Raw genomic sequence first — 13,146 nt, 5'->3', positions numbered from 1 at the left:
TTACTCCTCGTCCTCGATCCAGCCCATGGTCCGCTCCACGGCCTTGAGCCAGTTCTTGTACTCGCTGTCACGCTTGTCGGCGTCCATGCGAGGGGTCCATTCCGCCGCCCGGCGCCAGTTGGCGCGCAGCGCGTCGGTGTCCGGCCAGAAGCCGACGGCCAGACCGGCGGCGTAGGCGGCGCCGAGGCAGGTCGTCTCGGCGACCATCGGACGCACGACGGGCGCGTCCAGGAAGTCCGAGAGGGTCTGCATCAGCAGGTTGTTGGAGGTCATGCCGCCGTCGACCTTGAGCGCGGTCAGCTCGACGCCGGAGTCCTTGGTCATGGCGTCGGTGATCTCGCGGGTCTGCCAGGCCGTCGCCTCCAGCACGGCGCGGGCGATGTGCGCCCGGGTGACGTACCGGGTCAGGCCGGCGATGACGCCGCGGGCGTCGGAGCGCCAGTAGGGGGCGAAGAGGCCGGAGAAGGCGGGCACGAAGTACGCGCCGCCGTTGTCCTCGACCGAGGACGCCAGGGTCTCGATCTCGGCGGCCGTCTTGATCATGCCCATCTGGTCGCGCATCCACTGGACGAGCGAGCCGGTGACGGCGATCGAGCCTTCGAGCGCGTACACCGGCTTCTGGTCGCCGATGCGGTAGCCGACGGTCGTCAGCAGGCCGTTGTAGGAGTTGACGGGCTGGTCGCCGGTGTTCATCAGCATGAAGGTGCCGGTGCCGTACGTCGACTTGGCCTCGCCCTCGGAGAAGCAGGTCTGGCCGAACAGGGCCGCCTGCTGGTCGCCGAGCGCGGAGGCGACGGGGACGCCGTCCAGGACGCCGCCCCTGGCCGCGCCGTAGACCTCGGCCGACGAGCGGATCTCCGGCAGTACGGCTGCCGGGACGCCCATCGAGGTGAGGATCTTCTCGTCCCACTCCATGGTGTGGAGGTTCATCAGCATGGTGCGCGAGGCGTTGGTGACGTCCGTGACGTGCACGCCGCCCTCGGTGCCGCCGGTCAGGTTCCAGATGACCCAGGAGTCCATGGTGCCGAAGAGGATGTCCCCGGCCTCGGCGCGCTCGCGCAGGCCCTCGACGTTGTCGAGCAGCCAGCGGACCTTGGGTCCCGCGAAGTAGGACGCCAGCGGCAGGCCGGTCTCGCGGCGGAAGCGGTCCTGGCCGACGTTGCGGCCCAGCTCCTTGCAGAGCGCGTCGGTGCGGGTGTCCTGCCAGACGATGGCGTTGTGGACGGGCTCGCCGGTGTTCTTGTCCCAGAGGAGGGTGGTCTCGCGCTGGTTGGTGATGCCGATGGCCTTGACGTCGGCCGCGGTGATCCCGGCCTTGACGACGGCCCCGGCGACGACCTCCTGGACGTTCTCCCAGATCTCGGTGGCGTTGTGCTCCACCCAGCCCGGCTTGGGGAAGATCTGCTCGTGCTCCTTCTGGTCGACGGAGACGATGCGTCCGTCGCGGTCGAAGACGATGCAGCGGCTGGAGGTGGTGCCCTGGTCGATCGCCGCGATGAAGGGCCCTGCGGTGTGTGCGTCGGTCACTGTGTGCTCCCGGAAGTCTCGGTGTGTCGTACGGCTCTGGTGTGCCGTCCGATCGGGCGGTGCGGCCCGGTCAGGCGAAGGCGAGTTCGTAGATCCCGCCCGCGATGGCGCCGCCGATCAGCGGACCCACGACGGGGATCCAGGCGTAGCCCCAGTCGGAGCCGCCCTTGTTCGGCAGTGGAAGCAGAGCGTGCACGATGCGGGGCCCGAGGTCACGGACCGGGTTGATCGCGTATCCGGTGGGGCCGCCGAGGGAGAGGCCGATGCCGACCACGACGAGCGAGGTGATCAGGGCGCCGAGGACGCCGAGGCCCTTGCCCTCGTTGTTCAGGCCCTGGGTGAGGATCGCGAGGACCAGGACGACCGTGGCGATGACCTCGGTCAGCAGGTTCTGCGCGGTGTGCCGGATCTCGGGTCCGGTGGAGAAGATGCCGAGCACGGGGCCGGCGGCGCTCTCGCGCGCCTCGACCGACTTCGAGCGCTCGACGAGCTCCGGGTCGGTCAGGTGGGCCTGGAACTGGCCCAGGTAGGTGGCCCACACCAGCAGGGCACCGATCATCGCGCCGAGGAGCTGGGAGGCGAGGTAGAGCGGTACGTCGCCCCACTCGGTGCCGCCCTTGATGGCCAGGCCGATCGTGACGGCCGGGTTCAGGTGGGCGCCGGAGACGCCCCCCGCCAGGTAGGCGGCCGTCAGTACGGCGAAGCCCCACCCGAAGGTGATGGCGAGCCAGCCGGCGTTCTGCGCCTTCGAGCGCTTCAGCGTGACGGCGGCGCAGACGCCGCCGCCCAGCAGGATGAGCACGGCGGTACCGATGGTCTCGCCGATGAAGATGTCGGAGCTGGACACCCGCGACTCCTTTGTCCTTCGTCCAGGGGAAATGCGATCTCCGGGGAATCCCGGTCCCGCCGGGGATCGCGCTGCCGGCCTGCTGGCGTTGTCACACTCTAGCGCGTATTGCCGTTAGGTGTTCGACAATGCCGACCGATGAACGGCAGTCTTCGTCCCGGGTCAATGCCGCGTCAAGAGTTCGGCGGCCGGATATTCGATCGTTACCGGCCAGTCACCACGGCCGGACCCGTACCGCCTCAGAAGCGTCCGGCGCCCAGATCCCGGGACACCGCGCGGGCGCAGTCGCGCACCGCCGCGATCAATTCGGGCCGCAGGTCGCCGTCCGCGCAGACCCGCTCGACGGCGCCCGTGATGGCCACCGCGCCGACCGGCATCCGCCGCCGGTCGTGGACGGGCGCGGCCACCGCGGCCACGCCCTCCCAGGTCTCCTCGACGTCCGAGGCCCAGCCGCGCGCCCGGGTGAGGTCCAGCACCCGCTCGAACTCCTCGGGGGCGGTGAGCGTACGGGGCGTGAAGGTGCCGCGCTCGCTCTCCAGCGCCTCGCTGTGCGCCACCGGGTCGTACGCCGCCAGCACCTTGCCGAGCGCCGTGGAGTGCAGCGGCTGCATGGCCCCCACCTCCAGCACCTGGCGGCTGTCGTCGGGCCGGAACACGTGGTGCACGATGAGCACGCCCTGCTGGTGCAGCACCCCGAGGTGGACGCTCTCGCCGCTGGAGCGGGCCAGGTCGTCCGTCCACACCAGGGCGCGCGCCCGCAGCTCGTGCACGTCCAGGTAGCTGTTGCCCAGGCGCAGCAGCTCGGCGCCCAGCTGGTAGCGGCCCGACGCCGGGTCCTGCTCGACGAAGCCCTCGGCCTGAAGGGTGCGCAGGATGCCGTGCGCCGTGCCCTTCGCGAGGTCGAGCGCAGAGGCGATGTCCGTCAGTCCCAGCCGGCGTTCGCCACCGGCCAGCAGCCGCAGCATCGCGGCCGCCCGTTCGAGCGACTGGATGTTCTTCGCCACCGCTCAACCCTCCTCACATACCGGTTCGACAATGCTGAACAGTATCGGTCCATGCCGACCTAGTGTGACAGCGGCGACCACGGTCCCACAGCCCGTGACCGGGCGGCCCCGCCCCTGCCGACCGTCTCGCGGCGCGGCCCTCCGCCCCCGTACGGGGCCCCGCACCGCTACCCTGGGCCGCATGCGGCTCCCGTCGGGGCCGCACAGCCGACAGCCGTCGCATCCCAGGGAGCTCTTCCATGGCCTCGTCGCCAACCCCCTCCGCTGACAGCCGCACCAGGGCCGAAGCCCTCCGCCAGGCACTCGCCACCCGTGTGGTGGTCGCCGACGGCGCCATGGGCACGATGCTCCAGGCGCAGGACCCCACCCTCGAGGACTTCCAGAACCTCGAAGGCTGCAACGAGATCCTCAACGTCACCCGCCCCGACATCGTCAGGTCGGTCCACGAGGCGTACTTCTCGGTCGGCGTCGACTGCGTCGAGACCAACACCTTCGGCGCGAACTTCGCCGCCCTGAACGAGTACGACATCCCGGAGCGCAACTTCGAGCTCTCCGAGGCCGGCGCCCGCATCGCCCGCGAGGTTGCCGACGAGTTCACCGCGTCGACCGGACAGCAGCGCTGGGTGCTCGGCTCGATGGGCCCCGGAACCAAGCTCCCCACCCTCGGCCACGCCCCGTACACCACCCTCCGCGACGCCTACCAGCAGAACGCCGAGGGCATGATCGCGGGCGGCGCCGACGCCATCCTCGTCGAGACCACCCAGGACCTCCTCCAGACCAAGGCGTCCGTCATCGGCGCCCGCCGCGCCCTGGAGGCCAGCGGCCTCGACCTCCCGCTGATCTGCTCGGTCACCGTCGAGACCACCGGCACGATGCTGCTGGGCTCCGAGATCGGCGCCGCGCTCACCGCCCTGGAGCCGCTGGGCATCGACATGATCGGGCTCAACTGCGCGACCGGCCCCGCCGAGATGAGCGAGCACCTGCGCTACCTGGCCCGGCACTCCCGCATCCCGCTCTCCTGCATGCCCAACGCGGGCCTGCCGGTCCTGGGCAAGGACGGCGCCCACTACCCGCTCACCGCCCCCGAGCTCGCCGACGCGCAGGAGACCTTCGTCCGCGAGTACGGCCTCTCGCTGGTCGGCGGCTGCTGCGGCACGACCCCCGAGCACCTGCGCCAGGTCGTGGAGCGCGTACGGGGCCTCGTGCCCTCCCGCCCCGAGCCGCGCCCCGAGCCGGGCGCCGCCTCCCTGTACCAGACCGTCCCGTTCCGACAGGACACCTCGTACATGGCGATCGGGGAGCGGACCAACGCCAACGGCTCCAAGAAGTTCCGCGAGGCCATGCTGGAGGGCCGCTGGGACGACTGCGTGGAGATGGCGCGCGACCAGATCCGCGAGGGCGCGCACATGCTCGACCTCTGCGTCGACTACGTGGGCCGCGACGGCGTCGCCGACATGGCCGAGCTGGCGGGCCGCTTCGCCACCGCCTCCACGCTGCCGATCGTGCTGGACTCCACCGAACTGCCGGTCATCAGGGCGGGCCTGGAGAAGCTGGGCGGCCGGGCCGTCATCAACTCCGTGAACTACGAGGACGGCGACGGCCCCGAGTCCCGCTTCGCGAAGGTCACCGAGCTGGCCGCCGAGCACGGCGCCGCGCTCATCGCGCTGACCATCGACGAGGAGGGCCAGGCGCGCACGACCGAGCACAAGGTCGCCATCGCCGAGCGCCTCATCGAGGACCTGACGGGCAACTGGGGCATCCACGAGTCCGACATCCTCATCGACACGCTGACCTTCACCATCTGCACCGGCCAGGAGGAGTCCCGCAAGGACGGCATCCACACGATCGAGGCGATCCGCGAGCTGAAGCGCCGCCGCCCCGACGTGCAGACGACCCTCGGCCTGTCCAACATCTCCTTCGGCCTCAACCCGGCCGCCCGGGTGCTGCTGAACTCGGTGTTCCTCGACGAGTGCGTGAAGGCCGGACTCGACTCGGCGATCGTGCACGCCTCGAAGATCCTGCCGATCGCCCGCTTCGACGAGGAGCAGGTCAACACCGCCCTCGACCTCATCTACGACCGCCGCGCCGAGGGCTACGACCCGCTCCAGAAGCTGATGGAGCTCTTCGAGGGCGTCAGCACCAAGTCGCTGAAGGCGGGCAAGGCCGAGGAACTGCTGGCGCTGCCGCTGGACGAGCGCCTCCAGCGCCGCATCATCGACGGCGAGAAGAACGGCCTGGAGGCCGACCTCGACGAGGCGCTCCAGGACACCCCCGCCCTCGACATCGTCAACAACACCCTGCTCGAAGGCATGAAGGTGGTCGGCGAGCTGTTCGGCTCCGGCCAGATGCAGCTGCCGTTCGTGCTCCAGTCCGCCGAGGTCATGAAGTCGGCGGTGGCCTACCTGGAGCCGCACATGGAGAAGTCCGACGCGGAGGGCAAGGGCACCATCGTGCTCGCCACCGTGCGCGGCGACGTCCACGACATCGGCAAGAACCTGGTGGACATCATCCTGTCCAACAACGGCTACAACGTCGTCAACCTCGGGATCAAGCAGCCGGTCTCGGCGATCCTGGACGCCGCCGAGGAGCACCGGGCGGACGTGATCGGCATGTCGGGCCTGCTGGTGAAGTCCACGGTGATCATGAAGGAGAACCTGGAGGAGCTCAACCAGCGCAAGATGGCGGCCGACTACCCCGTCATCCTCGGCGGCGCCGCCCTCACCCGGGCCTACGTCGAGCAGGACCTCCACGAGATCTACGAGGGCGAAGTCCGCTACGCCCGCGACGCGTTCGAGGGCCTGCGCCTGATGGACGCGCTCATCGCGGTCAAGCGCGGCGTCCCCGGCGCGACCCTCCCCGAGCTCAAGCAGCGCCGCGTCGCCAAGCGCGACACCGCCGTCCTGGAGGTCGACGAGCCCGAGGGCGCGGTCCGCTCCGACGTCTCCACCACCAACCCCGTGCCCACGCCGCCCTTCTGGGGCACCCGCGTCGTCAAGGGCATCGGGCTCAAGGACTACGCCTCCTGGCTCGACGAGGGCGCCCTGTTCAAGGGCCAGTGGGGACTCAAGCAGGCCAGGGCAGGCGACGGACCGACGTACGAGGAACTGGTCGAGACCGAGGGCCGCCCGCGCCTGCGCGGCTGGCTGGACCAGCTCCACACCCAGAACCTGCTGGAGGCCGCCGTCGTCTACGGCTACTTCCCGTGCGTCTCCAAGGGCGACGACCTGATCCTGCTGGGCGAGGACGGCTCGGAGCGCACCCGCTTCACCTTCCCGCGCCAGCGCCGCGGCCGCCGCCTGTGCCTCGCGGACTTCTTCCGCCCCGAGGACTCGGGGGAGACCGACGTCGTCGGCCTCCAGGTCGTCACCGTCGGCAACCGGATCGGCGAGGAGACCGCCAAGCTCTTCGAGGCGAACTCCTACCGCGACTACCTCGAACTCCACGGCCTGTCCGTGCAGTTGGCCGAGGCCCTGGCCGAGTACTGGCACGCCCGCGTCCGCGCCGAGCTGGGCTTCGGCTCCGAGGACCCGGCCGACGTCGAGGACATGTTCGCGCTGAAGTACCGCGGCGCGCGCTTCTCGCTGGGCTACGGCGCCTGCCCCGACCTGGAGGACCGGGCGAAGATCGCCGAACTGCTCCGGCCCGAGCGGATCGGGGTGCACCTCTCCGAGGAGTTCCAGCTCCACCCGGAGCAGTCGACGGACGCGATCGTCATTCACCATCCCGAGGCCAAATACTTCAACGCGCGTTAACCGCCCCGGACGTACACTGGTCGGCCCAGTGCAGGCCGGTCGCCCTCCCCTCGGGGAGCGGCGGCCGGCCTTCTCGTCCCTCAGGAGGTGTGCCCGGATGACCAGCACGGTCCCCGTGACCAGTACCCGTACCGGCGGAGGCGCGGGCGAAGGCTCCGCGCTCCAGGCGGTCTTCCTCGACATGGACGGCACCCTCGTCGACACCGAGGGCTTCTGGTGGGACGCGGAGGTGGAGGTCTTCGCCGACCTCGGCCACCGCCTCGACGAGGCCTGGCGGGACGTCGTCGTCGGCGGCCCCATGACCCGCAGCGCCGGCTACCTCATCGAGGCGACCGGCGCCGACATCACCGTCGACGAGCTCACCGTCCTGCTCAACACCCGCTTCGAGGAGCGCATCGGCCGCGACGTGCCCCTCATGCCGGGCGCCGAACGGCTGCTGGCCGAACTGGCCGCCCACTCCGTGCCCACGGCCCTGGTCTCCGCATCGCACCGGCGGATCATCGACCGCATCGTCCGCTCGCTGGGCCCGCACCACTTCCGGCTGACCGTCGCGGGCGACGAAGTGGCCCGTACGAAGCCGCACCCCGACCCCTATCTCGTCGCCGCCTCCGGGCTCGGCGCCGACCCCGCCCGCTGCGCCGTCGTCGAGGACACCGCCACCGGTGTCGCCGCCGCCGAGGCCGCGGGCTGCCGCGTCGTCGCCGTGCCCTCCGTCGCCCCCATCGCCGCCGCACCCGGCCGGGTCGTCGTCGACTCCCTCGAAGCCGTCGACCTCGCCTTCCTGCGCGGCCTGATCTGACGCTCCTGGCGCAATCGGGCCGTTGCGGCCGGGACCGGCGCAATCGGCCCGATGGCACCGGACCCGGCCCAATCGGTCGGTTGCGACCTGCGACGACGGACCCCGCCGCCGCGACTGCGAGTGACCTTGGTCACCCACCGTGCTCGCGGCCGGGGCCCGCCGCCCCGCGCCGAACCGCCCCCGGAGCCGAGAACCGAGACCTTGTGTCCCGATTCATCGAGCGCCACCCCAAACATTCCGGTGACGCGAAAGAGCCAAGCGACCAATTCCCGTCCCCCGGGGGTCGCGGCGCCTTTGAGACCCGTTCCCCGACGGGGGCCGCCGCCCACTAATCTCGTCGCGAGAACTCCGCCGCACCGCACGCTGCGCCCCGCGCTCCACCACGTCGCACGCGCAGGACCGATCGCCCTCGGCACCCGGCCGCCACGGCCACACCGGCCCGATCCCACCGCCCCGACCGGGCGGGCCGCGGCGGAGCGCCAAGCCAGCTGTGCCCCCGGTGGGGGAAGAGGGAGAAACGTCCAGCATGAAGCGTAAGACCATGGTGCTGCTCCCGGCCGTGCTCGGCCTGCTCGCGCCCGCGCTCGCGGGCTGCGGGGGCTCGGACGGGGACGGCGGCAAGGACATCGTCGTCGGCACCACGGACCAACTGTCCGCGTCCAAGGAAGTCCCCGCCCCGCTCGACCCGGCCTACGCCTACGACTCCGGCGTCTGGAACGTCCTGCGCCAGACCGTCCAGACGCTGATGCACATACCGCGCGGCGGCGGCCTGCCCGTCCCCGAGGCGGCCGAGAGCTGCGGCTTCAGCGACGCCGAGAACGAGAGCTACCGCTGCGAGCTGCGCTCGGGCCTGAAGTTCGCCAGCGGCAAGGCCATCACGCCCGAGGACGTCAAGTACTCGATCGACCGGGTACTGAAGATCAAGTCGGAGAACGGCCCGGTCTCCCTGCTCTCCAACATCGACACCGTCGAGACCAAGGGCGAGAAGGAAGTCGTCTTCCACCTCAAGGCGCCGGACGCCACCTTCCCGTACAAGCTCTCCACGCCGACGTCGGGCATCGTCAGCCGCGACGACTACCTGCCGGACAAGCTGCGCGACGGCTTCGAGGTCGACGGCTCGGGTCCTTACACCATGGAGGCCAAGGTCGAGGACGGCCAGATGACCAGCGCGGTCTTCACCAAGAACCCCCACTACAAGGGCGACTTGAAGGTCCGGAACGAGAAGGTCGAGCTGCGCTCCTTCGCCGACGCGGACGCCATGGGCAAGGCGCTCGACGAGGGCGAAATCGACATGATGAGCCGCACCATGTCCCCCGAACAGGTCACCTCGCTGCGGACCTCCACCCGGGAGGACGTCAAGCTCACCGTGCTGTCCGGACTCTCCATCCGCTACCTCGGCTTCAACACCGAGGACCCGTCCGTGAAGGACAAGGCGGTCCGCCAGGCGATGGCCTCCGTCATCGACCGGGGTCAGATCGCCTCCCAGACGTACGCCTCGACGGCCGAGCCGCTCTACTCGCTGATCCCCACCACCATCCCCACCCACACCAACTCCTTCTACACGCGCTACGGCGAGCCGAGCGTCAAGAAGGCCGCGGACCTGCTGCGCGCGGCGGACGTCAAGACCCCGGTCAAGGTCACGCTCAACTACACGACCGACCGCTACGGCCCCGCCACGGTCAAGGAGTTCGAGCTGCTCAAGAAGCAGCTCAACGCGTCCAAGCTGTTCGAGGCCGACATCAAGGGCACCCCCTGGAAGAGCTACCGCGAGGCCCAGAAGCGCGGCGACTACGCCGTCTACGGCCTCGGCTGGTTCCCCGACTTCCCGGACCCGGACAACTTCATCGCGCCCTTCCTCGACAAGGACAACTTCCTCAACACGCCGTACGCGAACAAGAAGGTCCGCGAGGTCCTCATCCCGCAGTCCCGCCGCGAGGCCGACCGCAGCGCCGCCGCCAAGACCTTCGAGCAGCTCCAGGACATCGTCGCCCAGGACGTCCCGGTCCTCCCGATCTGGCAGGCCAAGCAGTACGTCGCCAGCCGCGTCGGCCTCACCGGCGTCGAGTGGTCCGTCAACACCTCGGCCGACCTCCAGCTCTGGGAACTCGGCAAGGGCGACTGAGCCGCCCCGCACACGCCGGGGGGCGTGGGCGGACCTCCGCCCACGCCCCCCGGGGCACCCGCCGTCGGCTACTGCGCCCCGGGGCGCACCAGACCGCTCTCGTACGCGTACACCGCGGCCTGCACCCGGTCCCGCAGGCCCAGCTTCGTCAGCACGTGCCCCACGTGCGTCTTCACGGTCGTCTCGCTGACGAACAGGTCCGCCGCGATCTCCGCGTTCGACAGGCCGCGCGCCACCAGCTTCAGCACCTCGACCTCGCGCTCGGTCAGCGTGTTCAGCGTGTCGGGCACCGGCTCGTCGCCCGACGGCAGGTGGTCCGCGTACTTGTCGAGCAGCCGGCGCGTGATGCTCGGCGCCAGCATCGCCTCGCCCGCCGCGACCACCCGGATCGCCTGCACCAGCTCATTGGCGGGCGCGTCCTTCAGCAGGAAGCCGCTGGCCCCCGCGCGCAGCGCCTCCACCACGTACTCGTCCAGGTCGAACGTCGTCAGGACCAGCACCTTCGCGGGCCCGTCCCGGCCGGGGCCGGTGATCTGGCGCGTCGCCTCCACCCCGTCCATGCGCGGCATCCGGATGTCCATCAGCACCACGTCGGGCTGGAGCGCGCGCACCTGTTCGAGGGCCTGCAGGCCGTCCCCGGCCTCACCGACCACCGCGAGGTCCTGCTCGGCCTCCAGGATCATCCGGAAGCCGGTGCGCAGCAACGGCTGGTCGTCGACCAGTAGGACGCGGATCGCCACGGGAACTCCTTCGCTAGACCGGCCCCATTCTGCCCTGGTCCCCGTCGCCGCCCTCCCTCGGGCGCACCGGAAGCGGATACACCGGGGGAGTGCCGCCGAATTCCGGACACACCGCCCTGTGGTCGCACCAGCCGCACAGCTTCGTCGGCCGGGGCCGCCACTCGCCCGTCTCCGTGGCCTCCCTGATCGCCTCCCACAGCGCCAGCAGCTTGCGCTCCACCCGCTCCAGGTCCGCCTCGACCGGGTCGTACGTCAGGACGTCCCCGCTGCCCAGGTACACCAGCTGCAACCGGCGCGGCACCACGTGCTTCCAGCGCCAGATCACCAGCGCGTAGAACTTCATCTGGAACAGCGCGCCCTCCGCGTACTCCGGACGCGGCGCCTTCCCCGTCTTGTAGTCCACGATCCGCACCTCGCCCGAGGGCGCCACGTCGATCCTGTCGATCACCCCGCGCAGCCGCAGCCCCGAGTCCAGCTCCGTCTCCACGAACAGCTCGCGCTCCGCGGGCTCAAGACGCGTCGGGTCCTCCAACGAGAACCACCGCTCCACCAGGCCCTCGGCCTCCGACAGCCACCGCGCGAGCCGCTGCCCGTCCGGATCGTCCGCGAACAGCTCGGCCAGCTCCGGCTTCGACTCCAGGAGCCGGTCCCACTGCCCCGGAACCAGCGCCCTCGCCCGCGGCACCGTCCGCTCGACCGCCGGGTTGTCGAAGAGCCGCTCCAGGACCGCGTGCACCAGCGTCCCCCTGGTGGCCGCCTCGCTCGGCTTCTCCGGCAGCTTGTCGATCACCCGGAACCGGTAGAGCAGGGGACACTGCATGAAGTCGCTCGCCCGCGAGGGCGACAGGGAGGAGGGCTGCTGCGCGGAGGTCATGTCCAAGACCCTACGGCCCGCCACCGACACCCGGGAGCCGCCCGAAGGACCCGCCCCCGGGAGAATTCGCAGGAGTCGCGAGGGCGGAAACAGGGGAGGCGAGGCGAAGCGGAGCGGAGCAGCCGGAATACCATCGACGGCAGAGCGACGAACACTGCATGATCGTGAAGATCGTGCCAAACCCCCACCGACGACCGAAGGGACCCCGTGGACGAGAGCGGCGACAGCAGGCGGCCGCGGTCCGGACCGGACGGAAGCGACCCGGACGCCGCCCCCCACGACGGCAAGCCGCAGCCGCCCGAAGAGCCCGGCGGCGGCATCCTCATGGGCCGCCCCTTCGGCGTCCCGGTCTACGTCGCCCCCAGCTGGTTCGTCGTCGCGGCCCTCATCACCTGGGTCTTCGGCGGCCAGCTCGACCGCGTCCTGCCCGAACTGGGCGGCGCCCGCTACCTGGTCTCCCTCTTCTTCGCGGTCGCCTTCTACGCCTCCGTACTCGTCCACGAACTGGCCCACACCGTCGCGGCGCTCCGCTTCAAACTGCCGGTGCGCCGCATCCAGCTCCAGTTCTTCGGCGGCGTCTCGGAGATCGAGAAGGAGTCCGACACCCCGGGCAGGGAATTCGTCCTGGCCTTCGTGGGACCACTGCTGTCCCTCGTCCTCGCGGGCCTCTTCTACCTCGGCATGCAGGCCGTCGAGCCGGGCACGGTGCCCGGCGTCCTGCTCGCCGGACTGATGATCTCCAACCTGATCGTCGCGGTCTTCAACCTGCTGCCCGGCCTTCCGCTCGACGGCGGCCGGATGCTCCGCGCCGTCGTCTGGAAGATCAGCGGCAAGCCCATGACCGGCACGATCGCCGCCGCCTGGGTCGGCCGCGCGCTGGCCGTCGCCGTCCTCATCGGCCTGCCGATGCTCACCCACACCGGGGCCCTGGGGAACGCCACCGAGGACATCGGCGGCATGGAGACCGTCACCGACGCGCTGCTCGCCGCGATCCTGGCCGCGATCATCTGGACCGGCGCGGGCAACAGCCTGCGCGTCGCCCGGCTGCGCGAACACCTCCCCGAGCTCCGCGCCCGCAGCCTCACCCGCCGCGCCGTCCCCGTCGAGGCCGCCACCCCGCTCTCCGAGGCGCTGCGCCGCGCCAACGAGGCGGGAGCCCGCGCCCTCGTCGTGGTCGACGGCCAGGGCGACCCCGTCGCCGTCGTGCGCGAGGCCGCGATCGTCTCCGTCCCCGAGCACCGCCGCCCCTGGGTCGCGGTCAGCACCCTCGCCCAGGACCTCAACGACGGCATGCGGATCTCGGCCGAGCTCGCCGGAGAGGCCCTGCTGGACCGCCTCAAGGCCACGCCCGCCACCGAGTACCTGGTCGTCGAGGAGACCGGCGAGATCTACGGCGTGCTGTCCACGTCCGACGTCGAGCGCGCCTTCGTCCAGGCCATGGCCCGCCCCTCCTGACCGCTCTGACCTCGGACGCCCCCGGT

9 protein-coding genes are annotated in these 13,146 nt (G+C 70.8%); 4 read left to right on the top strand and 5 right to left on the bottom strand.

The features are described 5' to 3' along the window. The 3 genes from glpK to ACIBNE_RS27205 form a co-directional block, all read right to left on the bottom strand. On the bottom strand, positions 1–1,527 hold the full coding sequence (glpK, locus tag ACIBNE_RS27215; RefSeq protein ID WP_399275947.1) for a glycerol kinase GlpK: 1,527 nt from the start codon (positions 1,525–1,527) through the stop codon (positions 1–3). A 70-nt stretch (positions 1,528–1,597) separates the two neighbouring features. Beyond that, on the bottom strand, positions 1,598–2,374 hold the full coding sequence (locus tag ACIBNE_RS27210; RefSeq protein ID WP_399275945.1) for an MIP/aquaporin family protein: 777 nt from the start codon (positions 2,372–2,374) through the stop codon (positions 1,598–1,600). A 239-nt stretch (positions 2,375–2,613) separates the two neighbouring features. Further along, the gene (locus tag ACIBNE_RS27205; protein ID WP_399275943.1) at positions 2,614–3,378 is read right to left on the bottom strand and encodes an IclR family transcriptional regulator; all 765 of its coding nucleotides are present in this window, start codon (positions 3,376–3,378) and stop codon (positions 2,614–2,616) included. Between the two features lie 239 nt (positions 3,379–3,617). Between ACIBNE_RS27205 and metH the strand changes: the two genes are divergently transcribed. From metH to ACIBNE_RS27190, 3 genes are all read left to right on the top strand, one after another. After that, positions 3,618–7,130: a methionine synthase gene (gene metH / locus ACIBNE_RS27200; RefSeq protein WP_399275941.1), complete on the top strand. Its 3,513-nt coding sequence runs from the start codon at positions 3,618–3,620 to the stop codon at positions 7,128–7,130. A gap of 97 nt (positions 7,131–7,227) precedes the next feature. Next, a complete protein-coding gene (locus tag ACIBNE_RS27195; protein ID WP_399275939.1) occupies positions 7,228–7,929 on the top strand; it encodes an HAD family hydrolase in 702 nt (233 codons plus the stop codon). A gap of 526 nt (positions 7,930–8,455) precedes the next feature. Further along, positions 8,456–10,051: an ABC transporter substrate-binding protein gene (locus ACIBNE_RS27190; protein ID WP_399275937.1), complete on the top strand. Its 1,596-nt coding sequence runs from the start codon at positions 8,456–8,458 to the stop codon at positions 10,049–10,051. Between the two features lie 68 nt (positions 10,052–10,119). Here the strand turns inward: ACIBNE_RS27190 and ACIBNE_RS27185 are convergent, their stop codons facing one another. Together ACIBNE_RS27185 and ACIBNE_RS27180 are read right to left on the bottom strand one after the other, a co-directional pair. Next, on the bottom strand, positions 10,120–10,791 hold the full coding sequence (locus ACIBNE_RS27185; RefSeq protein WP_399275935.1) for a response regulator: 672 nt from the start codon (positions 10,789–10,791) through the stop codon (positions 10,120–10,122). A gap of 13 nt (positions 10,792–10,804) precedes the next feature. Then, complete coding sequence (locus ACIBNE_RS27180; protein ID WP_399275933.1) at positions 10,805–11,665, bottom strand: RecB family exonuclease; 861 nt, start codon at positions 11,663–11,665, stop codon at positions 10,805–10,807. A gap of 207 nt (positions 11,666–11,872) precedes the next feature. Between ACIBNE_RS27180 and ACIBNE_RS27175 the strand changes: the two genes are divergently transcribed. Continuing rightward, entirely contained in the window at positions 11,873–13,120 is a 1,248-nt protein-coding gene (locus ACIBNE_RS27175; protein ID WP_399275931.1) for a site-2 protease family protein, read from the top strand. The last annotated feature ends 26 nt before the right edge of the window (positions 13,121–13,146 follow it).

Origin of the sequence: Streptomyces sp. NPDC050504 (genome assembly GCF_044458065.1) — a bacterium.
GTDB lineage: Bacteria > Actinomycetota > Actinomycetes > Streptomycetales > Streptomycetaceae > Streptomyces.
The sequence above is the reverse complement of the archived record's forward strand: the minus strand, read 5'-3'. Positions and strand labels throughout refer to the sequence as shown.